The organism is Streptomyces sp. NPDC001068, from assembly GCF_042897315.1.
GTDB lineage: Bacteria > Actinomycetota > Actinomycetes > Streptomycetales > Streptomycetaceae > Streptomyces.
Map to the genome: position 1 here is coordinate 1,059,556 of NZ_JBIAYD010000001.1, position 26,945 is coordinate 1,086,500.

Sequence of the window (26,945 nt, forward strand, 5' to 3'; positions counted from 1 at the left end):
GGTGGCGGTACGAGTACGAGCGGCGCGGCGTGACGCCGTCCCGGAGACGGGCGTTGGGGCAGGGAGGCGGTAGGGGTGGCCGAGGCAACGGAAGAAGAGAGCACCGCGGGTCAGGCGGCGGACGCCTCGGGCCGGGGCGTGGTCGCCGCGTTCGGCCAGACCATGAAGACGCTGCGGGTGCGGGCGGGCCTGGAACGCGAGGAGTTGGGGCGGCGGATCGGCTACTCGGCGTCCACGGTCGCGTCGTTCGAGCAGGGCCGGCGGATCCCGTCGCCCCGGACCATCGACAAGGCGGACGAGGCGCTGGGGGCGGAGGGGCTGCTGACGGTGTGGAAGGAGCAGGTGGAGAGGGCGCAGTATCCGGTGTTCTTCCAGGGGATGGCGAAGCTGGAGAAGGAAGCCGTCGAACTGCTCGCGTACGACGCCCTGGTGGTCAAGGGCCTGCTCCAGACCGAGGAGTACATGAGGGCTCTGTTGGCCATGCGGCGCCCCGCTCTGGACCAGGAGATCATCGAGCAACGAGTAGCCGCGCGGCTGGCCCGCCAGGACATCTTCGACCGGCGACCTTCACCTCTGCTGAGCTTCGTGATGGACGAGTCGGTATTGCGACACCGGTACGGCGGCAAGAAGGTGCTGCGCGGGCAGTTGGAACACCTTCTCCTGGTCGGTCAGAAGCGCGACGTCGAAATTCAGGTGATGCCGACCGACTGCGAGGACAACGCGGGCGTGAACGGACCCTTCACGGTCGTCACCCGTAAGGACGGCATGAAGTTCATGTACGTCGAGGCACAGAACACCAGCACCCTTCGGACCGACCCGGAACAGACGGCTCTCGCCGCCGCCCGCTATGGGATCATCCGATCGCAGGCTCTCAGTCCGCGAGAGTCCCTGGAGTTCATCGAAAGGTTGCTGGGAGAGCTATGAACACCGCTGAATCCTCGACCGTCGATTCCTGCCTCATCTGGTTCAAGAGCAGCTACAGCGGAACTGAGGGCGGCGACTGCGTAGAGGTCGCGGCCGACCCCGGAGTCGTGCACATCCGTGACTCCAAGGCCGTGGCCGGACCTGTCATGCGTGTGTCGCGTGCGGCGTGGGCGGGGTTCCTCGGACTGCCCCGCTAGACCGGCAGGTACGGGCTCGGCTTGCCGTACCAGCTGATGCGCAGGGCGTCACGGGCCCGGGTCGCCGCGACGAACAGCAGGGAACGGGCCTTGAGTTCCTCGCGGGCGAATCGCTGCGGGTCCGTGTCGCGGTAGCGCTGGACGACCGAGGCACGGGGGATCACGCCGTCCCGGGCACCGACGATGGCGAGCCGCTGGTATTCGAGGCCCTTGAAGCGGTGCATGGTGCCGACGTGGATGTCGCCGTCCCCCTTCGCTCCGTCCTTGGTGAGTTCGGCGACGGTGAGGCCGGCCTGGGTCGCCAGGTGGAACATGACCTGGTTGACGGCGTCGCGGTCGGCGACGCAGACGGCGATGGTGCCGCGTGGGTCGCGGGGCGCGCCGTCGGCGCCGCCGGTGGCCAGCTCCTCCCGCCAGGCTCGGAGCGTGGTGCCGAGGCGGGTCAGCTCGTCGTCCCATGAGTCGCAGGGGACGAGTTCGGGGGCCGGGCCGCGCAGGACCGAGCGGTAGCCGTCGAGGTTGTCGGTGCCGTCGTCGAGGTCGTCGAAGGTGATCCGGCCGCTCTTCGGGTTCACCACCTCCATGGCCCGGTTCAGGATCTCGCGGGTGGTGCGGTAGCTGAGGGTGAGACGGGCCGCGCGGCCCCGGATGTGGACGCCGACGGTCCCCAGGGTGACCTGCTGGTCGTAGATGCGCTGATGGGTGTCGCCGGCGATGAACATGTCGTCCTCACCCGAGGCGACCATGGCGCGGAGCATCTTCCAGTGGGCAGGGCGGAGGTCCTGTGCCTCGTCGACGACGACGTGCTTGTAGCGGTGGCCCAGGTAGTACATGCCGGAGCTGTCGTCGCGGTGCTTGAGATCCAGGCCGCCGACTTCGTCCTTGTACTCCTGGCGCTTCCTGATCTTGTCGGCGCGCTGCATCTCGAAACGCGCGGCGCGTTCGGCGGCCTGCCCCCAGGTCTCGCGGTGCTCCTTGTCGAGGCGGGTGGTGAACTGCTCCAGGATCTTCCAGATCTGGGCGCGGTCGGGGCGGCTGACGGACCGGCCGCGTCCGGCCCGGCGGGCGTCGAAGTACGCCTTGCGGGTGCCGAGCGACTGGCCGAGGATCACCTGCTCCCACTCCTCGTAGAGGAACTCGGGGTCCCAGCGCTTCTCGTCGAGTTCGAGGAGGATCTGGCGGAGCGTGTCGAGGGCGACGCTGTCGTAGATGCGCTGCTTTCCGGCGCCGGAGAGGGTGTTCTCGTTCAGGACGCGGGCGGCGAGCTGGTCGATGTGCGTGATGTCGACCCTGGCCAGCTGCTCGGGTTCGAGGAGGTACGACAGGCGGGCGCGCAGGTCGGTGGTGAGGTTCTTGGTGAAGGTGGTGAGCAGGATCGGCTTGCTGTGCCCGGGAGGCAGCTGCTCGGCGAGGTGCCTGACGCGGTGCAGGGCGACGATGGTCTTGCCGGTGCCGGGGCCGCCGGAGACCCGGAAGGGACCGGTGTAGCGGCGGTCGACGAGCTTGGCCTGCGCGGGGTGCAGGAACGCCTTCCAGGCGCGGAAGTCGCCTTCTTCGAGGATGTCCTTGAGATCCTCGTCGATGGTGGTGACGGCGGTGCGGGCGAGGGCCGCGTCCAGGTCGTGCCGCTCCTCCTCGGGGAGCTTGACGTCGACGGGGGCGGTGATCTCCTTGCGGACCTCCTCGATCGGGAGCCCGGCGGCGAGGCCGTACAGGATGTCCTTGGTGAGGAGGGGGGCGCCGGAGACGAGGGCGTCGAGTTCGGTGCTCTCGGTGACCGCGAGGGCGAGGTCGATGAGCTGTTCGGCGACGCCGAGACCGCGCAGGTCGGCGGCGGTGAGACCGGCGAGGAGCGGCTCGGCCGCCGGGACGGGCGCCTCGGCAGCGGGCTCGGCCGTGGGCACCTCGGCGGCTTCGGGCTGTTCACGCTCCGCCGGGGTGAGCTTCATCCCGGCCCGCTGGAGGACGCTCTGGCCCACCACCGAGAGGTCCACGAACTCGATCTCGCCGGTGATGCGGTTGATCGCGACGGAGAGTTCTTCGTAGACGTGCTTGCGGTGCCGTACGGCGACGACCAGCCACTTCTCGCGGCCGTCGGCGTCGATGCCGATCTTGGCGAGGAGCGCCCGGTACGACTGGTCGATCTTGGCGCGGTGGACCCGGCCGTCGCCCTTGAGAGGCTTGAGATCGAGGCCGGGGTGGTCGGGGTTCTCCCGGAAGCGGTGGCAGAAGTCGTAGAACTTGCCCTTGACCGATCGGTCGAGCTTGTACAGCTCTTGTTCGGCCTTCTCGTACAGGCTGAGCCGTGCGGTCATCGGCGGGTCGGGCCTTCCGTGTCCGGGAGCAGGGTGAGCAGGGTGTCGAGGTGGTCCAGCCAGTCGGCCGCCGTGCGTACGGTCCAGCCGGCGCCCGTGTACGCGTCGTCCCGTTTGCGATGCTCGTCGCTGTCGTGGGCGTCGGAATCCACGACCACCGCGACCTTGGCGGGAGCACCGGGCCAGGCGAAGTCGGCCTGCCAGCCGCGCTCGCCCAGTTCGTGTCCGAAGACCGGGGCCTTCTTGCCCCGGGCGGCGAGGGTGCGGGCCAGCCGGGTGAGGTCGGAGTCGGGTTCGTCCTCTTCGAGCAGTTCGAGGATGTCCTCGTCCCAGGCGGCGTCGCGGATCAGGCCTGCCACCGCCTCTTCGAGAGAGGAGGACTCCGAAGGCCGCTGCGCCGCCTCGGGGATCTCGGCGGCGGGCGTGTCAGCCTCCTCGGTCGTCCCGGCGTGTGCCCGCGCGATCAGGGTTTCCAGTTCACCCGCCCCGCCGCCAACCCTTAGCACCTCCACCGCGAAGTCGGCGGCCACGCTACCGGCGAGCTGCACCCCGTCGCCGCCCGTGAAGGCGAGGAACTGGAGGAGGTTGGACCAGTACAGCCAGGACCGCCACCGGAGTTTGTGCGCGGCGGTGCCTAGCTGGTCTCCGTCGTGGTCGTCGAGTACGGCGAGAGCGCTCCAGCCGACCCCGCCCGTGCCGTCGGGTCCGCCGGAGGGGTCGACGGTGTAGAGCAGCGGCAGGCCGTGCTCGTCGGTGGCGTGCAGGACGAGGATCTCTCCGTCCCCGGCGGCGGGTTCGACGTCGGCCGCCGGGTCTCCGCCCTTCGCCAGGGAGCGGAGGGCGGCGCGCAGGGTCGCACGGGCCTGGCCGGGGCCGACGTTCTGCGCCAGTGTCCGGGGGTCGCCGAGCAGCCCGCCGACGAGCGCCTCGGCCCGCCGTCCCCACCGGCTCCGGGAAGGGTCACGGAGGTAGCCGAGCAGGGTGACGATGGGGTTGGTGAGGACCGCGTCGGCGAACTCGGTGCGGTCGCCGCCGAGTTCCTCGTACCAGTCCTTGGCGGAGTCCTGTCCGGTGCGCCGGTACGGCGGCCACACCGGAACGGCCGTGGCGCGGTCGCCCTTCTCGAAGAGTTCCAGGTCGTCCCAGGTGACCTGGAAGACGAGGGCTCCGCCGGCTCGCAGCCCGTCCCGTTTCACGCAGTCGGCCGCGATGCGGTTGTGGGCGCGGGAGGCGTGGTAGCGGTGGCCGTCGAGGAAGACGTGCACCTTCTGGGGGGTGCCGTCGGTGCGCTCGAAGGTGAAGTCGGTCCGGGTGAACTCCTCGTCGCGCTGGGCGGTCAGCCGCCAGGCCGCGGCCCCGGCGAAACGCAGCAGGCCGCTGTGAGCGCCGCTCTCCTCCAGGGAGGCGTCGTCCTGGCCGGTGCTCCAGGTGCGCAGCGCGGCGAGGAAGCGGGCCTCCAGGTCGGACTCGACCTGCTTGTCCAGGCCGATCGCCGCGGTGGTCGGGATCTCCTTGACGTCCCAGAGGCTGACGGGCTCGCCGTCGTCGCCGGTGACGGGGCGGCCGTTCTCGTCGACGGGTCCGAGGAGGCTGTTGATGATCTCCAGGGCCTCCTGGCGGGAGACCGCGTCCTGGTGGCGTTCCTCGGTGTAGCGGTGCAGGCAGCGATGGCAGGCGCGGCGCCCCTCCTCCTTGCAGGGGCAGGCCAGCAGCGTCTCGCGGGCGTCGGCGAGGGTGTCACGGAAGGCTGTGGGCCGGGTCAGCCGGTCGAGGTAGCCGGTGCCGCCCGGCAGGCGGTCGTACAGGACGAGGAAGTGCCGGGTCTCGCCGGTGGTGCGGTCGGGCATCCTGGCGAGGGTGGTGTCCAGATGGGCGGGGTCGCCGCCGAAGTGCCTGTCGACGCCGAGTCGCAGGGCGGCCCGGAAGGAGTGCACCTTCTCGTCGACGAGGACGGTCGCGGCGGGCAGCAGGACGCGCAGGGCCTCGGTGGTGAGCTGGTGGGCGAGGAGCACCGGTTCCTGCTTCGGCAGGTCCGGCCCCTTCTTGCTGCGGCGCAGCGGGCACCAGGGCTGGTGGTGCTTGACGGCCGGGTTGCGCACGGCGGAGGTGTCGAGGGCGTCGGTGTCGTGGTCGAAGACGGGCTTGCCGTCAGCGGTGGCGGCGCCGCAGGCGGTGCACACGTGGAAGGGCGCCAACCGAACATCGTGTCCGGCCAGTTGTTCGTCGGCGCGGGCGTCGAAGCGGAGCGGTCCGACGTTGATCCGGCGGATGACGGCCTTGCGGGAGTAGTCGATGCCGAAGGTCTCGCGGGTGTGCCGCCAGGACGCGCCGGGCTCGATGTGCTCCTCCGGGATGTCGACCGCGTCGACGACGGAGTAGAAGCGCTGCTCGCGGTCGTCCTTGTCGTCGCCGATACGGGCGTCGTCGCGCTTGTCGCGGGAGGTGACGGCAGTCGGCTCGATCACGTGGTGCAGGCAGGACCCGTCGTCGGCGATGCCGGTGCTGTGGCAGCGCGGGCACGGGTCGCGGTCCTCGGCTGCGTTCTCGGTGCGGACGTAGCCGCACTCCGGGCAGAACCGCCAGGGCGTCCAGTCCGGGCGGGTGGAGCTGCCGATCTCGATGCCGGTGATCTGGTGCTTGTAGCCGTTGACGTAGAACGTGTTGCCGGGCGCGAGTTCGGACAGGGCGTAGCGCTGGGGCCGCTCGTAGGCGCGCATCTTGGAGTCGAAGCGGTCCCGTCCGGTCCTCGGGTCGACGCCGTCGGGCCAGTACAGGGTGGCGTTGAGAGTGGTGACGGAGTCCAGGAGGGCGTAGTTCGGCAGCAGACCGAGGTCGCAGAGGGCCTGCTGGGAGGTGATCCGGCCGCGCTTGTTCATCCGCCCGCCGACAGCCCGGCGCTCGGCTTCGAGTTCTGCCTTGCGGATGCGCTGTTCGTCCTCGTCGTCGCGGAGTTCGCGGGCGGCCTCGTCGATGAAGGTGAGTCTGCGCCGCAGCTCCTCCTCACCACGCTTCCACTGCCGGCCGGCCTCCTCGACGGCGCCGCGCAGCTCGCGTGTGGCGTAGGCGCGCAGCTCGTCGGCGGCCTGCGGGCTGACGCCGGTGGGGAAGAGAGCGAGGAAGCCCTCGACCAGTTCGCCGGCACCGGCGAGGGCGGCCGCCACGAGGTCCACGAGATAGCCGGTGGGCCCGAACAGGCCGGACGCCTCGCGCGGGATCGCGGCGAGCGGCTGCCCGTCGGTGCGCTTGAGTCGCCCCTGCGCGGCGAGGTCGAGGAGGTGGGCGAGGTACTGCCGGCGCAGGATCTCGATGGCCGACAGATGGCTGCCCGGCGGCACGATCTGTCCGGCGATCATCTCGCGCGGCTGGTCCAGGTAGTACAGGTCGCGGCGGCTGCGGTCGGGGATGGTGAGGAGGAAGGCGTTCCCGGTGCGCCGGCCCGCGCGGCCGACCTGCTGGACGTAGTTGGCGGCGCGGCGCGGCAGCGCGGCGAGCACGACGGCCGACAGGTCGCCGATGTCGATGCCCATCTCCAGGGTGGGCGTGCAGGACAGCACGTTGGGGTCCTTGAACCCGGTGCCGTCCCGGAACGCGGCCTCGATGCGCTCCCGTTCGGGCCGCTTGAGCATGCCGGTGTGTTCGGCGGTGATCACCTGGTAGGTGCCGGCCTTGCGGTACAGCCGACGGTAGTAGTCCTCACGGTAGTCCCGGTCACGCTGGTGCAGGCCGAGCCCCTCCGGCCGGTTCCCGGCGACGAGCCTTCCTGTCCGACACCGGTAGGCGGGGCACTTCTGGCCGTCCCACTGCGCGAGCAGGGACGGGTGCACGGTCTGCTCCCAGAAGCACGAGGGGCAGCGCACGAACGCCTCGTTGACCTCGTCGTCCGTCAGCAGCTGTACGTCGACGGCGCCCGGCTTGAGCCCATAGATGCGCAGGGTGCCGTCGTCCGGGGTCCGTACGGCGAGCAGCCCCGCCTCGACGAGCTCGGGCAGCAGCCGCGACCAGAACTCGGCGGCCTGCTCACGCGGCAGGCCCAGGCTACGCTGCGCCCATCGCTCGTACCAGGAGAGCCGCCCGGTGGCGAAGTCGAACTCGCTGCGCGCCTTGGGGGCGTTGAGCAGGAAGACGGGCGCGGCGATGCCCTTGGGGAAGGCCTTCATACCGGTCGGCCGCTTGCCCCAGATGAAGTAGCGGCTGGTCCCGGCCTCCTTCAGATACCCGTCCAACCAGCGGTGGCCGATGGCACCGCGGGTCCGCAGCCGCTCCATGAAGATCCGCAGGAACCCGAGATAGCGTGCGTCGCCCAACGCCTCGGGGACGGGCAGTTGACCGCCCTTGCCGTACGGCGCGGTGTGCGCGGCCCGGACGATGCCGACGGCGGCGGCCGGGTCGGCGATACGCACCTGAGCGGCGGCGGTCCGCGTCAGTTCGAGCGTACGGCCGTTGCGCGACCGGAACCCGAACTCCATCAACGCCTCGAACGCGAACCGCTCCCCGATCAGCGACCACGTCTTGTGGTCCCCGCCCCGCCCCTGCCCGGACAGCAGCTTCTTCACGCCCTTGATGTCGTGCAGGTCGGTGGGGACGACGGCGGCAAGGGTCGTGCGGTCGGTGGTCGCGGCGACGACATCGGCGATCAGGTCGTTCAGCGCGGTAGGGGCGGTTTCGGAGAGGTGGCTCTTGAACAGGGCGCGCAGCGAGAAGGTGTACGACCGGCTCGCGACGAACCCGGCCCGGTGCGCGGCGTCCTGGACCGAGTCGTTGAACATCAGGGTCTTCGTCTCGCCCTGCTTCTTGTTCAGTTCCCCGCCGGTGAACAGCTGGGTGACGGAGGCAGCGGCGAGGGCGGCGGCGCCGGTACCGAGGAAGCGGATCGTGTTGCGCGAGCCGCAGGCCGGGCACCAGTCCTCCTCGGCGGCGGTGGTCGCGGTCTCCCCCAGGTACACCAGCACGAACGCGGAGTCGGCGCCGGCCAGTCGGGGGCTGCCGGTCTCCTGGTCGTAGTCGGCGATCGGGTCGGGCAGCCGCAGCCGACGCTTGGGCCCGTCCAGCACCCGGAGCTGTCCGGCCCCCGCCACACTGAGCGCATTGGCATCCGCCCGCCCGGCGGCCCGCCCCGCACCTTCCATCGGCGCGGCGGCGGAACCCTCCCTGGCCTCCCCGTCCGTGGCGGCGATGAGATTCCGCACCCGCATCTTGTCCTGGCTGACCGAGGCCCGCCGGATCTTGTGCGTGTCGACCTCGACGTCGAGGTCGTCGGACTCCGGTGTGAACACCGCCCAGCCGGAACGTCCGCAGTCACGGCAGTAGACGGCGGGCAGGAACAGGTTCGCCGCCTGCCCGGCGGTCGCGGTGGTGACGGGCGTCGTGCGTGCGGTCGCCTCCTCGGCGGTCTCGGGCGCGCCCGCCGCGTCCCACTGGAACTCGGCCTTGGGCCACGGCAGTACACCTCGCACGAGCCGGGACACCGACCGCGCCCACTGGTGCACCTCGACCTGCACGAAGGGTCGCGGCTCGTCGGGCGTGGACGATGGGTCGCGGGCGACGGACAGCAAGGCGACGAACCGGGCGAGCGCCTTCGCCGCCACCTCCGGGCGCAGGGTGATGGTTCGGCCCCACGCCTGCGCGCCCCGCCGCCACATCAGATCCAGCACCTCGGGCACGGACCGCACCTGCCCGTCGAACGCGTGCAGCACGGCGGCGGTCAGCGGATGCCGCTTCAGGAGGCGGCCGAGGGCGTACGGATCATCGGTGTACGGGCTGCCGGTGACGGCCTCGGCGAGAACGGCGAACTCCGCGTCACCGCGGGTCGGGTCGGGCAGGGCGGCCAACTGGTCGGGAGTCGGCACGGGCGCGAGCGGGTCGAAGTCGTCGCTGGGCAGGAACTCGTCGACGGTGAGCCGCTGTTCTCCGACGACCGCGTCCGGCGTGAACTCGGTGCCGAACACCTGACTCGCGACGGTGAGCAACTGCCGTACGCCGTCGGCGTCCGTCCCTGAGGCAAGGGTCGCGGACGTGGCCACCGGGCAGATACGGCCCAGGGGCCGCCCCTTCTCCGACGCCCCGACGGCGGAGGCCAGCCGGCGCAGCAGCATCGCCACGTCGGTGCCCTGCGCGCCGTCGTAGGTGTGGAACTCATCGACCACGACATACCGGATGTCCGACCCCGCCCACATCGCGGCGTCGTCCGCCCGCTGGAGCAGCAGGTCCAGCATCTTGTAGTTGGTGATCAGGACGTCCGGCGGGGTGACCTGCATGTCATACCGGTCGGTGTACACCCTGTCGTACCGGGTCGCCGCGCGCTCACCGATGTACAGACCCGCGCGGAGCTTGCTGAGCGCGGGTTCTTTGGTCAGCCGCCCGTTGATGCGCTGCGCCTGGTCGGTGGCGAGGGCGTTCATCGGGTACAGGAACACAGCCTTGATCCCGTTGTGCCCGGCCGCGCGCTCGCGAGCGCAGTGGTCGAGCACGGGGTACAGGAACGACTCGGTCTTACCGGATCCGGTGCCGGTGGTGACGAGGGTCGGGCGCGGGGTGCGCCCATCGGCGGAGGACAGCCGCTCGAAGGCGACGGCTTGATGGGCGTACGGCGTCCAGCCGTCCGTACGACGCCAGTCGAGGTAGGTCTCCCAGGAGGGGTCCGCCTGCACGAAGGGCGTGCGCAGGCGGAGGAACGGGCCCCGGAACATGCCGGAGTTGTCGTCCCCGAGGAAGCGGTGGAGCGCCTTCCGGGCCCCCTCGTCGGTGAGGGCGTAGGTGGTCGACAGGTACTGGAGAAGGCTCTCCTTCAGCCCCTCGGCTTCGAGCGTCGGCCTCACGGCTTCGGCACCTCCTGCTTGACCGGGTCCCACTCGCCCGCGGCCACGGCGGCATCGAGCCGCTTCTGGAAGTAGACGTGGGCTTCCCGCATCTCTGCCTCGCGGTCGGCCTTGTAGAAGGGGGCGGTGTAGCCGTCGGGGGCGGCGGTCTGGCGGGTGGGGTCGGCCATGTACTTCTCGAACTGCTTCCAGTGGTCCTTGTCCTGGCCGTGGCCGAAGGTGTAACGGTCCCCGGCGATCTTGCGCTCGGCGGCGTCGAACCAGGTCACACTGTCGAAGTCCTGCATGATCGGGAAGCGGGCCCGGTACATGGTGATGAGCGTGTCGGCGTCGATACCGAGCCAGACGGCAACGAGGGCGTCGATCTCGACGAGGGCGGCTCGGCGGGCGTACTCCGTGCGCAGGGGGGTGTCGCGCTGCCAGGTGGGGGTGGTGTCGTTGAGCTTCGTGGACATCTGGGGCCAGGTGCGGGCCCAGGGGTCGTTGTCGGCCCAGTTGGGGTCGTGGAGTTGCTGCCAGAGGTCGGCGTAGGCGGTGGTGAGGCAGTTGAGGCGGAGGGTTCGGAGGAGTAGGGCGGGGGCTAGGGGGTGGTGTTCTTGCGGAGCGAGCAGGCGCTTCGCCTGGGCGACATCGACATGTCCTACGCCAGCCGTTCGCACCATGTAGTCCGTAGGAATCGAGGACCAGAACCCGGCGAGTAGCGCTGTCAAGCGGCTCGAACCCGCCGTTGCCGAACGAACGGCGTGGATGTGAGCAGGGCCTGGCGGTACGAGCGCTCCGTACAAAGCGCGTTCAGTGTCAGCCGCGACTCGTTCCCGCCACGCCAGCCGGTAGAGGGACGTGTACGGCTTCGTCGCCCGCGCCAGGAGCACCCCGTCCACCAACTCGTACGGAACCTCCCGCGGCAGACACCCCGTCTTCTCGGCCAACGTCGCCTTCACCGCGCGGATCTCCTCGTCCGAAGCCCGCAGCCGCTCCAGTTCCGCACGATCCAGCCACCGGTCCTGCGTACCCAGATACGTGGCCTCATCCGCAACCCGCCGGTACTCCGACTCCGGGACTGCGTCCGACGACAGCTCCAGGTGGTTGAGTCCGCGCATCTCGCTGGCCCCCTGGCCGGGCTGCTTGAAGAACGGGTTGGCGACACCGATCTGCGGACCCTTGAGGATGACGTCCTCCCAGGTGTCCGCCTGGAAGTCCGAACGCTCCTCGGTCTTCGTGTTGTACTCAATCAGCCTGGCATCTTTGTTCGGTCCGTTCATGGGCTTCTTAGCGTTTGTCTCGTTCAACCCCTCCGAGATATCGGGCCGAGGATGCAGTTGCCCGAGACGCAGCGGGTAAGCCGCCAGGGCATCAATAGCCGGGTCCTCAGCAGTACTCACCGGAGTAAGCAAACGGGTCTGCCCAACAGGTACGTCGTGTTCACCAGACAGCCTCTGCCAGCGCGCGAGGGTGTCCGAGGTGACCCGGATGACACGCGCCAAGTGCGCTCGCTCGTCCCAGTCACCGGCGTACTTCACGCCCGGAGCGTCACCCTTTCCGTCGTGAGTCGCGGAGTGCCGTAGCGCCTCGACTGAGAAGAGCCAGGACAGATGCTCAAAGTTGATCTCCGCCGCCCGCGTGCCGTAGACATGCACGCCGAAGTGGCTGGACCGGCCTACAGGTGGAGGGAAGAACCGATTGCCCGCGTTGACGAAGTCACCGTGTACACGCAGCCTGTGATACGCGGCCTCGCGCAGGGCGGCCTCCCTGTCTCCGTTGAAGTGGGTATCTGGGTGTACCAGCCCTGCAGAACCAGCGCTCGCAGCGTGATCCCACACCTGACACATGAAGGCACGGTACAAATCTGGACGACTGCCTGAAATCAGCGGATACACCTGCGACGCCGCCAAATAGTCAGCCAACGTCAGCGTCGCCGTCAACTCGCCCAGCGTGTAAGCCGCCACCCCCGCCTTGCCCAGCTCAGCCGTGCGCAGCTCCTGCTTCTTCGCCGCCGGAGGCTTCTCTGTCAGCATGAACCACGGCTCGGACTCGGCGAGTACCGCGTTCTCCTTCCACTCCGGCCGCACCCAAGGCGGATTCCCCACCTGAAGGTCGAACCCCCCGCCCTCCGCGAACGCCAGCGCGAAGTCCAGCTCCCAGTGCAGGAAGCCCTGTTCCTCGGCGATGTCCGCCACGACCCGCATCCACGGGTACCGTGTCTTCGGGTCGAGCTGGTCCATCCACATCTCGTCGAGGAGCAGCTTCTCGTACTCCCCCAGGTCCTTGAGGTTGTCGAGGCCGGACCCGATGCTGCCGTCTGGCACCGGCCCCGTCCCCAGCATCGACTCCAGGAAGTCCAGCCAGTCGTTCAGATCCTTCAGCGGGATGAGAGGGCGCCGACGCTTCGGGCCAACGCTGCCGCTCGCCGCCTTCTTGCGTTGCTTGGGGACACCACCGGCCTCCTGGACCTCGTAGAAGTAGTCACCCTCGGCCTGCATGCCCGCGTCGTCGAGCGTCGGCTGGTCGCCGGCCATCTGGAACAGCAGCCCAGCCTCCACGAACCGGGGCGCGGGCTTGCTCGCCGCAGGTGCAGGCGAAGGCGCGGGCAGCGGTCGTACCTCCTCCGCCGCGGCCGGAGGAACTGCCTGCACCTCCCCAAACCCGCCCAGCAGCGACTCCACGTCGACGGACTCCGCCGCATACTCCCCGTCCGTGCCGTCGAGGAGCCCCACCTTGTCCACCGGCCAGAACCACAGCGCGCACCAGGCGTTCATCACCTGCTTGAGGCGCCAGTACGGTGTGTCCACGGCGTCGAAGAGGTCCGCGTAGACCTTCTCCTTCGTCTGCCGGGACCGGTGGGACTCCCCCTCGGCGCGGCGCAGGAAAGCGAACTCCTTGTCGGTCTCCTTGTCGGTCTCCGGGGCGGCGCCCCAGACGTCGATGCTGCGGGCAATCTCCCGCTCGGAGAGCTTCATGCGCTTGACGACGAGCTTCCAGAGGAACTCCGCACGCCGGGCTGCGTCCCGCAGCCGCGTGTACTGGGACGCGGCCTCGCCGCCGGTCTTCCGGTCCATCTTCGGCGTACCCGCCTGGGTGTACTTCCGCTCCGGCTTCTGGACGATGCCCTTCTTCCAGTCCTTGAGCCGGTCGACGCCTTCGCCCGCCAACTGCCCCAGCAGCTTCTTCGCGTCGCCGCTCGCGCCCGTGACCGCCGCCCAGCCGGGGGTGGGGAGGAGGAAGTGGTGGACCGCGCCGTCGGGGAGCGACAGCGGCCGGCCGCCCGACTCGTTGTCGCGGAACGGCAGTCGGGTCGGGGCCAGGGTGTCCTTGTCGACGGACCAGCGGGCCTTGCCCTTGTGCGGCGAGACGTCGTGCGCCTCGTACACCGCCCGCCGCCCGCCGATGAGCGAGTTTCCGTGCCGGAGGTGAAGCCCGAACCACGGGGCCCGCATCCCGGGGTGCATGGTGTTGAGCCAGAGGGAGACCTCGGCGAGCTCGACGCCCGTGGGGTTGAGGTCGACGCCGTACGCGTTGTGCAGGGCGATGTACGCCTTGACCTTCTGTTTCTCGGTCAGGGCCTGGGCGGTCGGGATGGAGCGGCCCAACTCGTCCTGGCGGCGCCGCAGATACTCCTCGGCGACCTGGTTGATCGCCTCGTTGAGGAAGGCTCCGGAACCGAGAGCGGGCTCGCAGATGCGGTATTGCAGGAGTTCGGAGGCGCGGGTCTTGACGACGTTCCCGGCCTCGTCCTTCTCCTGGTCGAGGCGGTGCTTGAGGGCCAGTTCGACGGTGACCTTGGTCAGTGACTCGGGGGTGTAGTACGACGCGGAGGTCTCCCGGTCGCGGCCGGCGAGACGGTAGACGAAGGTACCCGCCGGGTACTTCTTCGGGCCGCGCAGGCCCTTCTCCTCGCGGTCCCGCTCGTCGTACTCGACCCAGGTCTTCTCGTCGTATTCCCTGAGCCGGTGCGAGGGCACCAGCCAGGAGCCCTTCTCCGGCTCGCCGCCCTTGGCGACCTCGCACAGCTCCTGGTCGGCGATGATGCCGGTGTACGACATCAGGCCCTCGTAGACCGCGCCGAGCTGGTTGATACCGAGGTTGCGGTAGGAGATGAAGCCGCCGCGTTCGCCGCGCCGCCTGGCCTTCTTCATGGTGAGCAGGCGCAGCACCTCGTGCAGGGCGCTGTTGCGCAGCCGCAGGTCCAGCCAGGCCGGGCCGTCGGGGCCGTCCTCGTCGTGGCGCGGGTCGGGGGTGCCGAGGCCGATGAGTCGTACCGATGTCGGTTCGAAGAGCTCGCTGCGCAGCGGCTCGAAGCGCAGGCCCCGGCCCTCGCTGCGCTGCTTGGCTTTCTTCTTGCGGGTCTCGGCGTCGTCCTCGGGCCGCTCGTCCCAGGGTTCGGTGCCGTACTCGCGGTGGCCGTGGTTGACCTTGTTGAACAGGACGTCCAGGGACGCGTGCAGGTGGAAGCCGTTGCGGGCGGTCTCGTCCGTGAGCTGGGCATCCCGCTCGACGATCTCCCGCAGGCGGGCCACCGAGTAGCCGGCCTCGTAGGTGCCGTCGTCGGCCGGGAGGATGCCCAGTTCGGGGCGGGCCTCGGCGTACAGGAGGAACAGGATGCGGTAGAGGTAGCGCAGCGCCTCACGGGTGAGCCGGCGGGGGAACGGCTCGCCGGGCCGTTCGAGGTCGCGGGGGTCGAGTCCGGTCTCCTCCAGGCGGGCCAGCACCTCGTTGGCGATGATCTCGACGGACTTCTGGAGCCCCTGGCGCAGTTCACCGGAGACGCCGACCGCGTTGTCCCGGGACGCCTTGATCAGGGCGTCGATGGCGGGGCCCTTGCCGTCCTCGGCCGGGGCGAGCGCGTCGTGGCTGAACAGACCGGCGATCGTGGCGAGTTCGCCGTACTGCTTACGGTCGTAGCGCTCCAGGGCGGCATCGATGTTGACCGCCAGGTAGCGGCCCTCGCCCCACGCCTGGCGGTCAGCGAGGACGATCACCCCGCCGCAGAGCAGCAGGACGAAGCGGGGCGGGGTGCCGCCCTCGCCGCCGATCTCGCTCTGGAAGAGCCAGGTGGCGAGGGCGTGGCCGGATGCGTAGGTCTCGCCGCTGCCGACCGTGCGCAGGGGGTGGAGCAGGCGGCCGTAGGCCTCGGCGTCCAGCGCGGTGTCGTTACCCGCGGACCAGCCGCAGTCGACGGCGACGATACCTTCGCCGTGCCAGGCGACCTTGACGGTGTGGTCGCGTCCGGCCCGGTGGACGGTCAACTCGCGCGGGCCGGAGGGGGTTTCGGGGTCGGTGTCGAGACCCGGGTAGCCGAGGGCGGTGAGCACCTCGCGGTGCCAGGCGGCGACGCGCTCGCGCCACTCCTCGTCCTCGTAGGTGCTGCGACGCTCCTGGAAGCCGTCCTTGTCGGGGTATTCGTCGTCGTACGCGTCCGCCTTGGCCTGTTCGGCGAAGAACCCCCGGTACTTCTCGTCGAGGTAGACCGAGCGCAGACCACGCAGGGCGACCCGCGGGGTCGTGCGCTTGTCGTTCTCGTCGCTCTCGCGGTCCGCCCAGGCCGCGAAGACGCCCTTCTTCAGGCCGTCGGCGAGTTGCTCGGCGAAGTAGTGCGCGGACAGGTACTCGCCGCGGTTGGAGAAGGAGTCGAAGTCGGTGCTCATCGGGCGGTCGCCTCTCCGGCGTCGGGCAGGTCGGTCGCGGCGGGTCCGGCGGTGGGCGGCGCGGGAGTGGCGGCCAGGGGTTCGAGTACGGCCAAGAGCCTCAGGAGCGGGGCGCCGGAGGTGCGCAGGGAGCGGATCAGGGTCCGACGGCGGTCGGCCGTGAGGTTCACGTCGTTCTTCGCCTTCTGGGAGCGGCGGGCCGCCGGGGTGAACAGCGCGGCCTGCTTCCACTCGGTGACGCGCTTCTCGTACGGCGCGAGCACGGCGTCGATCCGCTGCCCGTACTCGGCCTCGCGTCCCTCCAGGAACCGGCGCGCCTCGCCGACCGCGGCCGGTACCTGCCGTTGGAGGGCCGCCAGGTTCACCGGGACGGCACGGCCGGGCATGCTCGGGCCGACCCGGCAGGCGGCGAGGAAGGCGTCGTCCATCCGGTAGGTGCGCGGGGCGTCCGGCACACCGGTCACCGCCATCCACTCGACGACGGTGGGGCGTCCAGCCGTGTTCGAGTAGATGCCCTGGACGAGGTAGACCGGGCCGTCGAGCGCGGCGGGCAGCTCAGGGGCGATGTCACCAGCCTGCTTCCGGTCCGGGTCGAAGGCGAGGACGAACGCCTCGTCGTGGCGGAGCGCGGCGAGCGCCTTGTCGGTCACCCAGTCCAGCACGGGGTGCACGTCGGAGACGTAGCCGACGTTGGGCCACTGGCTGCCGGACTCCTCGCGGGCCACCTGCAGGCGCTTGGCGGCGAGACCCTTGTCGAAGGTGAGGCGGATCCGCGCCTCCGTGTTGGCCGTGGGCATGATCTGCTGTTCGGTCAGATACGACTTGGGCAGCGCCTTCAGCCGGTAGAGGAGGTCCGACGGCGGCCGGAACGCGATCGTGCCGTCCTTCTCCCGCCGCAGCTTGAGGGCGATGTCGGGACTGATGGGGTCGCAGACCTGGCGGAGCGCCTCGTCGAAGTAGGCGGAGGTGGCCGGGGCGCCACCGGAGGTGCCGAACAGACTGGGCACGGTGGCGCGCGGGACGTCGTCCGTCGGCTTCTTCGCCCCGACGTTGCCCATCGCCCGCGCGAGCATCGCCTTCGCGCCGCCGCCCGCCGCGGCCGACTGCTTGATCGACTCCTCGACGGTACGACCGGCGATGAGGTCGCGGGTGAGGCGGTCGGCCTCCTCCTTCGCCCGGTAGATCCCGGTGACGGCCTCGGCGGTGCCCTCGATGCGGTGGGCCTCCTCCTCGCGGGCGAGGAGCTTGGCGCCGACGAGCCGGTCGTCGAGCGGGAGAGGTTCGCCGGTCGTGTCGTCGGTGCGCCACTCCGTGTCGTTGGTGAGGACCAGGGCCCGGAACTGCGGCTTCTGCCTCTGCCCATAGCGGTCGATACGGCCGTTGCGCTGTTCGATGCGGATCAGCGACCAGGGCAGGTCGTAGTGGATCAGCTGGTGGCACTGCTGGTGCAGGTTGACGCCTTCGGAGGCCACGTCACCGGTGAACAGGAGCCGGACGGGCTTCGTGGCCAGGCCGAACTCCTCGACGATGCGCTGCTGCTCCTCCTCGCCGGTGGCGTCGCCGTGCATGACCTCGACGACACCGCCGTACGCCTTCCACGGCTCGGATTCCTTCTCGGCCTGGTCGAGCTGCTTGGCGCGCGGGAAGCCGAGCCGGGCCGGGACGGTCTCGGCCAGCCACTTCAGGGTGGGGATGCGCTCGGAGAAGACGACGACGCGGGTGTCCGAACCCGGCTTGACGCCGATCTCCTCAAGGACCTCGACCAGGGCTTCAAGCTTGGACGAGTCGTCGTCACCGAGGTCGTTCGCAAGGCGGGCGAGGTCGACGATCGCCTTCTGCTCGGTCCGGCGCGCGGATTCCAGCTGCGCGGGATCCTGGCCCTTGCGGCCCTTCAAGGGCTTCGCGAGGGTCGCGGTCCGGGCGGCGACCGAGTGCTGGAAGGCACGGTGGGAGGAGAGGAACGCCTTCAGCAGGTTGTAGGCGACCATCGAGTCCACGCACACCGAGGAGGCCGCCGGGTCGCGCGGGATCCAGCGGGCAGCCAGCTCTTCGAGGACCGCCCGCTCCTTCTCGGTCGCCTTCGTGACCACCGGGAGGGAGGGGCCGCGGTCCGCCCAGGCGCCCTTGAGGGAGTCGCGTACCTCGCGGTCGGTCTTGGTACGCCGGATGTAGAGGTGGCCGAGGTCCTTCACGTCATACGAGGAGGAGTCGGCGATCGCCGCTTCGTCGAGCATGCCGATCAGCTCGGCGAAGGACTCGGCGTCCCCGTTGTGCGGGGTGGCGGAGGCGAGGACGAAGGCGTCGCTGCGGCGGGCCAGCAGGCGGGCCAGCTCGTTGTTCTTCGTGCCCCGGTTGACCAGGTTGTGGGACTCGTCGATGACGACGGCGTCCCAGTCGGTGTTCTCCAGATGGTGGGCGTAGACGTCGCTCTTGAGGGTGTCCACGGAGATGATCGCCCGCTTGAAGTAGGCGAACGGGTTCCGGCCGGCCGGGATGTCCTGCTGGATCCGCTGGATGCCGGTCGAGTCGAGGCGGACCAGCGGGATCGAGAAACGGGTCCACAGCTCGCGCTGGAACTGCTCCAGGACGTGCGCCGGAGTCACCACGAGGATGCGCTCGCCCCGGCCCCGGCGGATCAGCTCGGCGAGCAGGATGCCGATCTCCAGGGTCTTGCCGAGACCGACCACGTCCGCGACGAGCACCCGCGGCTGCGGGTTCTCCATCGACAGGGCCAGCTGAGCGGGGCGCAGCTGGTGCGTCTGCTCGTCCATGAGGAAGTTGCCGGCCAGCGCCAGGCCGTGCTCGGTCTGCGGCAGCGCGGTCTTGCGGATGACGGCCTCCAGGTAGAGACGCGCCTTGCGATGGTTGGGCGAGGAGTCAGGCACCAGACGGGTGTTGTCCGGGTCGAGCGGCTCGATGTGGTCCAGCTTCGCGTAGAAGACGGCGTCCATGCCGCGTACCAGCGAGGAGACGCCAGTGACCTCGACCATCCAGCCGTCGTACCTCGTCTCCGCGACCTTCTTCACCAGCCACTGCTCGTCGCGGACCAGGACCTGGGAGCCGGGGGCGAACCCCGCGCGGCGCGGTCCGGTCGTGGCGGGCGCGGCGGAGTCCGGTGTGGTGCCAGGTGCGGGGTCCGGTGCGGTGTGCTCGTGGACCGCCGAGTCCAAGGTGCCCTGACGCGCGGCGGCCGTACCGCCGTCCGCCCCCGTACCGTTCACGAACCGCTCCGTTCCCTCGTCGAAGTCTGTGACGTCCCGCATACCGTTTCCCACCGCCGCTTCCCCGTGCTCGCAGGTCACAGGGCCGACTGCATGGCGTACCTGGCCCTCAGCTCGTCGGCCACCTTCCGCGAGGCCGGCCGCCGGCCGGGCGTGCGGGGCGGGGCGGCGGGCGCGGGCTCCGCGGCAGGCACGACGACGGACTCGGCGTCGGCCTCCTGGGCCTCTTCCGGTTCGTCGTCCTCCCCCGGCTCGGGGCGGACCGGGCGGTCCAGCGGGCTGTCGTGTCCGTCCTCATCCACGACCTGGGTGTGCAGGTCCAGCGCGTCACCGTACTGCTCCGCGACGCGCTCCCACACACTCCGCTCGCCGAACGGTGCCGCGATGTCGATCAGCGCATATCGTGCCTCGACGGGTGTGGAGCCGGCGCCCTTCATCAGCGCCACGCAGCTCTCGGTGACCTCGGCGAGGCCCGGCCGGTCCCCCGGGGCACGCGCGAGCATCGCGATGACCAGGGGAAGCAGCTCCCCGGGGAGTCCTGAGAGGTCCGGCGGCTGGGTCTCGTCGGTCACCTTGGCGACGATCGCCGGCCAGCCGTTGCCGTCGTAGGGGTAATGGCCGGTAGCCGCGTACAGCAGAACCGTACCCAGGCCGTACACGTCGGCCGGAGTCCCCACCCTGGAACGGCCCAGCGCCTGTTCCGGCGGCATGCAACGGACCGTGCCGACGATCATGCCGTCCTGGGTGAGGGTGTCCTTGCTCGTGTCCATGAAGGCGCCCAGGCCGAAGTCGATCAGGATCGGGCCGTACTCGCCGAGCATCACGTTCTGCGGCTTGAGGTCGCGGTGCAGCAGATCGACCGCGTGCACCGCCTCCAGGCCCTCGGCGAGCAGCGCGCCGAGGCTGGCGACCAGCGGCACCGGGAGGGAGCCGGCACCGTCCACCTGTTCCTGGACGGTCCGTCCGGGCACGTACTCCACGGCCATCCACGGCTGGTCGGCATACGGGTCGGCGTCGAGAAAACGGGCCACCCGGTTGGTTCCGACGACGGTCCGGGCGATCAGCGCCTCCCGTTCGAAGCGCGCCCGGGTCGCCTGGTCGAGCCTGTCGTTCCTGATCACCTTGACCGCGACCGGATCGCCGCCGGGCGAGTAGGCCAGATAGACCTGTCCCATGCCCCCCGCGCCCAGCTTCCGCTCAACCGTGTACCGGCCGATCTGCGTGGGCCCCTCAGTCTTCACGCGCCGCGCCACCCTCTCGTGCCCACCTGTCCGGGCACGTCACACTTTCACCGGAGGTTCACCCTATCGCTGCGGCCGGAGTGCCGTCAGGGGCTCCGGGCAGGGCTTTCACCGTACGCACTCGCGCAGCTGCCGGGCGAAGGACGTCAGGTCCCGCATATCTTCCGGCGGCAGTGGATCGTCGCCGAAGTGGGCGATCCGGTTCCTGATGGCCTGCACTCGCTGGAGATGGTGGACGAACTGGCCCCGATCGAGCGCCGGACGGCCCAGGGCGGCCCAGTTCTGGTCCGCGCGCTGAGCCAGCGCGGGCCTCCGTTGGGTACCGTCCAGGAGGATGACGTAGTCGCCGAACATCAGGTCCTCGACCCTGCCGGTGCGGTGTTCCGGCTTGCGGTTGGTGGCCTGTACGGCGATGACGGCCTCCATGTCCAGCCGGGACCCCAGCCAGCGCCGCAGCAGTGACTCGATCTCCCCGAGGAGGAAAAAGGGGCGGGCGGTGTTCTGGAAGCGGCGGACGATCTCCTGGTAGGTGACGATGCCGGATATTCGGCCGTCCTGCCCCCGGACCAGCACATATCCATGATCGACGAGCATGGCCAGGCAGCTGAACAGGTCCTCCCGGCTGTCGAACACGGGCAGCGACTCCTGCTGCATCGCGTTCTCCAGAGTGGTGTCCCAGCCGTTCTCGTACATGAGGGCGATCGACTTCCACGTCACCACACCGTGGAGTTCGGTCATGTTGCTGACCACGGGGATCTGGTTGTAACCCTCGTGGCGCATCAGATAGGTGGCCTGGCTCAGCTCGGCACCACGGGAGACGCACTTGAGGCCACCCACCGCGGAGGGCAGGTCCTCCAGCAGAAGGCGCTGCGGCAGCGCCCCCGGGGGCAGCGGATCGGCCGGGATGGCAGGATCGTCCTCGGGCGCCGTCGTCACCGCGGTCGCGACCGGCACCAGGCGGACCCGGGCGAGAGTCGGGCAGGTCGAGAAGTCGGGGAGGGTGGTCAGTCCGGCGGCGGCCAGCGACTCGGTCATCTCCCGGATGACCCCGGCTTGCCGTACCCGGACCGCGAACAGGCCCAGCAGCTCGGACAGCGGTACTTCCGTCCCCTTGAGAGCGATCAGCTGTTCCGTCGTCGGCTTCCTCATCAACGGTCACCCTCGTCGTCCGGGGTGCCGCGGACGACCGTGGTGCGCTTGCCCATCGCCTGGTACACCAGGTCCTCCAGCGCCGTGGCGCGTGCCTCGAAGAACGTGACGTAGTCGTTCGCCCGCAGCGCCTTCGCGTCGATGAGATGGGTGGAGATCACGTCGTCGAACCATTCGGGACGCATGTCCGCCGCCGCGGCGAGGGGGTCCAGGTACCCGGCCGGAGCGCCGCTGAGGGCCTGTGCGGCACGGAGCGACAGTGGGGTCTTGTTGATCACTGAGCCGGCCGGGTAGCGCTCGTCGAGGTTCCGGCGTACCCAGTTCTTCGGGAAGATCTGGCGGACGTCGACGCCGTACTCCACCAGCCGGCCGGGAGCCATCGGGCCGTCTGTGTAGTGCCAGTCCACGGCGCCCTGCCGGATCAGGAGGGCGAAGATGCCCTTGTAGGCGGCGCTGTTGCGGGTCTTGAGGGTGCGCAGGCGCTCGGGGAAGAAATAGGCGTCGGTGATCGTGTCGGGGACTTCGCCGTCGTCGCGTATCCACGCGATGAGCTGCTCCACGTCACGGGTGAACCGGGTCTCGGTCGAGCCGCCGTACATCTCGCCCAGGACACCGCACCAGTACCACTGGGTGATCTTCTGTCTCGCCTCAGGGTTGTCGAGCTCGTCGCCGAGGACCGCCCGCACGGCGGCCAGCGGCACCACCTGGGTTCGGTACGGCAGATCCTCGGCGCGGACGATGCCCTGGGTCAGCAGGAACAGGCCGACCCACTCGAAGGCTTCCCGAAGACGCGGGGCGAGCTCCTCGAAGTCGTTCAGCGGGAGCTCCAGCAGGTCGCGCCGCTTACAGGAGACACCCACCGTGGGGTCCTGCTGCTTGAGGTTCCAGGTCCGTACCAGCGCCACCGCTTGGAGGAAGTCGCTGTTGCTCAGACCATCGTCGAGGCGGCCGAACACCTCGAACCGTTCCGCGAGGTGTTCCTTGATCGAATGCCAGGTGGAGAGAAGATCGTAGTAGTCGCCGGTACGGCTCGTGTACGCGGGATCCCCGGCGTAGCTGGCGGTGAGCAGCTCGAAGACGTTGAGCGGGACGCCCCCGGTGTTGACCCGCTCGAAGACGGCGCAGACGGCGTCCATGGGCGTCGCCGAGGACAGGTTGATCATCGGTACCTGGAACGACCGGACGGGGTGCAGCACCTGGTCCTCGAAGGCGGCCCACAGATCGAAGTTCCGCGCCTCGTCGGCCCTCTCGTACTCGCGGCGCCATGCGTTGACCCGCTGCGTGTCGAAGACGATGCGCAAGGGGAACAGCCCCGCCCCGCATTCGCCGGAGGAATCGCTGAGGTCGTGCACGATCTTGCGGCCGAAGTCCGCACGGAGGATCCGGTCCTCCGGCACCGACACGATCGACTCGTCTCGGTCGGACGGCGAACCGGTCGCTTTCGCTATGTCGACGTAGTACCAGCGGCGTACGGGCTTGCCCCGGGTGTCCACCGTCTTCACCGGCGCGTCCGCGACGTACAGCGCCTGGAACAGCGAGGTCAGCCGCTGCTGGCCGTCCAGCAGCAGCAGACCGGGCTCCCGTCCGGCAGCGGACTCCGCACCCGTGAGTGTCCTGGTACGGAACCGGGAGGCGCCGCCGGTCTCCAGTGTCATGGTGACGCCCAGCGGGTAATCGAGCGTCACTGTCGCGATGATGGCCCGAATACGGTCGTCGTCCCACTTCCAGTCCCGCTGAAAATCAGGGAGTTGAAGTCTTCCCGAGGCGACGTCACCGAGAAGTGCCTTGAGATTCGCGCTGTCCAGCCCTGCCACGTGCCCCACCCTCGCGTTCGTCGCGGACAAGGCATTCCATCAAGGCGCATGTGCAGCGTCAACCATAGTTTGACGCTGACTCACATCTTCGATGACTACAGATCCAGGTGACCGTGCATGCCCTTCTCACCGGATCACCGACGCCTACCGGTGACGCGGCAGGCCGAAAGTCGCCGTAGAACATGTCCTGCACGGAATCGCCCCAGGTACGCAACGGGTATGGTCCCCGCGGGATCCGGCCGCGTACACGCGGGAGATCCCGCGAGGGCGCGGAACGGGGGCGACGCGGGTGGGGTGGCGCGAGGAGATCGCGACGGCTCTGGGCGAGTTGATCAGGATCACGGGCGGCTCGGGAAGGCAGCCGCGCTGGCAACGGGTGGGGCGCGCGGTCCACACCAGAGAAGCCGGATGGTACGCGGTGGACCTGCGCGGTTCGGACATCGGACCGGATCAACTGGACGCCCTGCGACTGGCCGGCCCGGATTCGGACAACATCGAGACGCAGGGGTTCGTGGTCTCGGAGACGGTACAGAACGGCTCCTTGCTCACGCTGAAAGTCGCAGAATTCGCGGATCTTCCGGATGCGTATCTGTGGCTGCTGAAGCAACCACCGACCTTCCTCGTGGAGGCACTGCGGGACGGCATCGCCGGACTGGGCGAGAATCCGCTGGCCAACGTCCTGGCCGCAGGATCGATCGGCGGTACTTCCTCCGCCGACCCGGACCCTCCTGGGTTCCACCCCGCGCAGGGCCATGCGTACCGTGCGTGCCTGGGCCAGGGCGTGCACCTGGTGTGGGGTCCGCCGGGCACCGGCAAGACGACCGTGCTGAAGCGGGCGATCGGTGACCTGATCTCCCAGGGCGACCGTGTGCTGTTGGTGTCAGCCACCAACATCGCTGTGGACAACGCCCTGTTGGGCGTGGTGAGGGAGAACCGGCACGGATCCGGTGACATCGTCCGTGTCGGCCCGCCGCAACTCCGGGAAGTGGCGGACAATCCCACGGTGTCTCTGCCTCTCATGATCCGCGAGCGACTCACGGAGACGGCGGAGCGCAGGCGTGCCATCGAGGCCGCGCTGGTGGAGATACGAAACCGCGCCAAGGAACTGGCCGCGCTGGACACCTCCCTCGTCTGCTTCGATCCGACCGCGTACTTCGACGCGCTGAAGCTGTTGCGTACGCCCGGCCAGGACCCCCAGTCCGTGCGGGAACGCGCGGAGAGCGCCGCGTCCTTGCTGGAGGTAGCCGAGGCGGCCTTGGAAGCGGCCGAGAGAGCTGTGTCGGCGGCACAGCGGCACCGGGACGAAGCCGCGGAGTCCCGTCGTAAGTGGTCGGAGGTCGACCGCCTTGGCGACGAGCAGGCGCGGATCCTCGGAGCGGCGGAGCGAAAGGAAGCCGAGGCACTCCTGGCCGAGGAACAACTGCGTGACGTAGAAGAGGATTTGCGGCAGCTCGACAGCCAGCGGTCCATGGCCAGATGGCGGGCTCGGGAGAAGCGGCAGGCACTCCGCGATCAGGCGACCGCCCTGACGGAGGACGCCGGCCGGGCTCGCCGGACCGCCCAGGCCGCGCGTACGACGGCCGAAGCGCATGTCACCGCGTTGGAAGGGGAGCGGGCACAGCTGGCCGCCGGCATCACACACACCCGCGAGCAGATCGTCGCCCTGGAGGGGACGCTTGCTTCGGCGCAGTCGGCCCGCAGGGCGGCCGTTGCCGTCACTGCGACGAGCCGTGACGACGTCACCCGGCTGGAGAAAGCTGTTGTCCACGCCCTCGACGCGGCGGAACTCACCGGACTCTCCGACCGGCAGGGCTGGCCGACCCGCCATGCCCGCGCCGAGCAACTCCGGCCCCAGGTGACAGCCGACACCTCCCATCGGCCGGCGCTGGAGGCACAGTTCCAACAGGTTCAAGAGGAGTACGAACGCCTCGCCCGCAACGCCCAGGGCGAGATCATCAAGAGGGCCAGACTGGTCGCGACCACGCTCGCCAGGTTCAGGACCAACAAGGCGGTCTTCGAGGGCCCGTACGACGTCGTCCTGGTCGACGAGGCGGGGGCGGCGACGCTGCCGGAAGTGATCCTCGCGACGGCGAAGGCGTCCCGGACGGCCGTGCTGCTCGGTGACTTCATGCAGCTCGGGCCGGTCATCGAGGAGCAGCTGAAAGATCTCGACCGCCCGGATGTCAAGCGCTGGCTGCTCCCGGACGTCTTCGAACACTGCGGCATCCGGGAACCGGCGGACGCCCACCGGCACGCGGCGTGCGTCACCCTGAGCGAGCAGCACCGCTTCGGCCCGGCGGTTATGCGGCTGGCCAACTCGCTCGCCTACGGTGGACTGCTGCGAGGTGGCAAGCAGACCGCGGCACCGAGGCCGCCCGACGATCCGGAGATCGTGGTCGTCGACACCGACGGACTGCACGAGCTGGCAAGGCCGCACCTCACAGGCCGCAGGAGCGGCTGGTGGCCGGCCGGGACACTGATCGCCAGAGCCCTCGTGGACTACCACCGCGGCAAGGGCGAGGAGACCGGCATCGTCACACCGTACGGAACCCAGGCGGACGCGACTCTTGAGGCTCTGCGGGACGTGGAGAGCGGAGTCGGCCCTCTGGCCGAAGTGGGCACGGCGCACCGCTTCCAGGGCCGGGAGTTCCCCGTCGTCGTCTTCGACACGGTCGAGGGAATCGACGGACGCGAACTGTGGATGTCCCTGGCGCACCGCGAACCGGACGCGTCCGACTGGGCACGGAACGGAGTACGCCTGTTCAATGTGGCCGCCACCCGCGTCCAGACCCGTCTGTACATTCTCGGCAGCTGGGAACGGATGCAGACCGCGAGGAACGGCAGGGCCTTCACTCATCTGGCCGCGTTGGTCGGCACTCCCGGCGTACGACGGCTGAGAGCAAGCCACCTGATCACGCCGCCGCAGGACAAGGCCAGAGATCTCGGCGGTTTCGGAGCCGCGCTCGCCGACGTCCTGGCCCGGCACGTCGAAGTGACCGGCCTTGATGACGAACTGACCTTCTTCAGCACCTTCGAGGAGGAGATCGACAAGGCTCGCACCTCGATCTGGCTGTGGGCCCCATGGGTCGCGCGCCGGGTACGCGGCATTCTGCCGCTGCTGCGCGAGGCGGCGGGGCGGGGCGTGCGCGTGACCGTGTTCATCCGCGACGACACGGACCAGCTCCAGGCACGCCCGGACAACCAGAGCCTCATCGCCGACCTTCGGGCCGTCGTCGACACCGTCGTCCCCGTCAACGTCATGCACCAGAAGATCGCGGTGATCGACGAGCAGACGGTGATGATGGGCAGTCTCAACAGCCTGTCCCAGTCGTGGACTCGCGAGATCATGGTGACGATGCGAGGCGGCCACTTCGCGCGCAAGCTGCTGGAACACGAGCATGCCGAGCTGTTCGCCCGCCCCCCGAAATGTGCTCGCTGCGGTGGCACGAGCATCGAACTGCGCCGCCGCACGAACGGCACCTGGTTCTGGCGCTGCTATGACACGGTCTGCAAAGCCGGACCGAACGGCCGCAGCAACGCCTGGAACATGGATATTCGGTTGGGCCAGGGCCGATGTTAAGGGCCGTGCACCCAACCCGCACCGCGCAGAGACTCCGGCCTACCAGT

The 26,945-nt window shown here is 69.5% G+C and carries 10 protein-coding genes; 3 read left to right on the top strand and 7 right to left on the bottom strand.

Features of this window, described 5'->3' with window-relative positions; translation table 11 throughout:
• Positions 1-75: 75 nt before the first annotated feature.
• Entirely contained in the window at positions 76-924 is an 849-nt protein-coding gene (locus ACFY3I_RS04600) for a Scr1 family TA system antitoxin-like transcriptional regulator (protein ID WP_390859293.1), read from the top strand.
• Positions 921-1,121, top strand: a complete 201-nt coding sequence (locus ACFY3I_RS04605; protein WP_390859294.1) for a DUF397 domain-containing protein — start codon at positions 921-923, stop codon at positions 1,119-1,121. Before ACFY3I_RS04600 ends, ACFY3I_RS04605 begins: the two co-directional genes overlap by 4 nt.
• Here the strand turns inward: ACFY3I_RS04605 and ACFY3I_RS04610 are convergent.
• The 7 genes from ACFY3I_RS04610 to ACFY3I_RS04640 form a co-directional block, all read right to left on the bottom strand.
• Positions 1,118-3,436, bottom strand: coding sequence for a UvrD-helicase domain-containing protein (locus ACFY3I_RS04610; protein ID WP_390859295.1), 2,319 nt, complete (start codon positions 3,434-3,436; stop codon positions 1,118-1,120). The genes ACFY3I_RS04605 and ACFY3I_RS04610 overlap by 4 nt on opposite strands.
• Positions 3,433-10,251, bottom strand: a complete 6,819-nt coding sequence (locus ACFY3I_RS04615) for a DEAD/DEAH box helicase (protein WP_390859296.1) — start codon at positions 10,249-10,251, stop codon at positions 3,433-3,435. The genes ACFY3I_RS04610 and ACFY3I_RS04615 overlap by 4 nt, the downstream gene beginning before the upstream one ends.
• Positions 10,248-15,893 (bottom strand): hypothetical protein, encoded by a 5,646-nt coding sequence (locus tag ACFY3I_RS04620; RefSeq protein WP_390859297.1) that lies wholly within the window; start codon positions 15,891-15,893, stop codon positions 10,248-10,250. Before ACFY3I_RS04620 ends, ACFY3I_RS04615 begins: the two co-directional genes overlap by 4 nt.
• The gene (locus tag ACFY3I_RS04625; RefSeq protein ID WP_390859298.1) at positions 15,890-19,156 is read right to left on the bottom strand and encodes an SNF2-related protein; all 3,267 of its coding nucleotides are present in this window, start codon (positions 19,154-19,156) and stop codon (positions 15,890-15,892) included. The genes ACFY3I_RS04620 and ACFY3I_RS04625 overlap by 4 nt, the downstream gene beginning before the upstream one ends.
• Before the next feature lie 35 nt (positions 19,157-19,191).
• Positions 19,192-20,355, bottom strand: coding sequence for a serine/threonine-protein kinase (locus ACFY3I_RS04630; protein ID WP_390859299.1), 1,164 nt, complete (start codon positions 20,353-20,355; stop codon positions 19,192-19,194).
• 108 nt (positions 20,356-20,463) lie between these two features.
• Complete coding sequence (locus ACFY3I_RS04635) at positions 20,464-21,504, bottom strand: CBS domain-containing protein (protein WP_390859300.1); 1,041 nt, start codon at positions 21,502-21,504, stop codon at positions 20,464-20,466.
• Positions 21,504-23,327, bottom strand: coding sequence for a DUF262 domain-containing protein (locus ACFY3I_RS04640; RefSeq protein WP_390859430.1), 1,824 nt, complete (start codon positions 23,325-23,327; stop codon positions 21,504-21,506). The genes ACFY3I_RS04635 and ACFY3I_RS04640 overlap by 1 nt, the downstream gene beginning before the upstream one ends.
• Before the next feature lie 280 nt (positions 23,328-23,607).
• On the opposite strand from ACFY3I_RS04640, the gene ACFY3I_RS04645 reads away from it, so the two are divergent.
• Positions 23,608-26,898 (top strand): AAA domain-containing protein, encoded by a 3,291-nt coding sequence (locus ACFY3I_RS04645; protein WP_390859301.1) that lies wholly within the window; start codon positions 23,608-23,610, stop codon positions 26,896-26,898.
• Positions 26,899-26,945 lie beyond the last annotated feature (47 nt).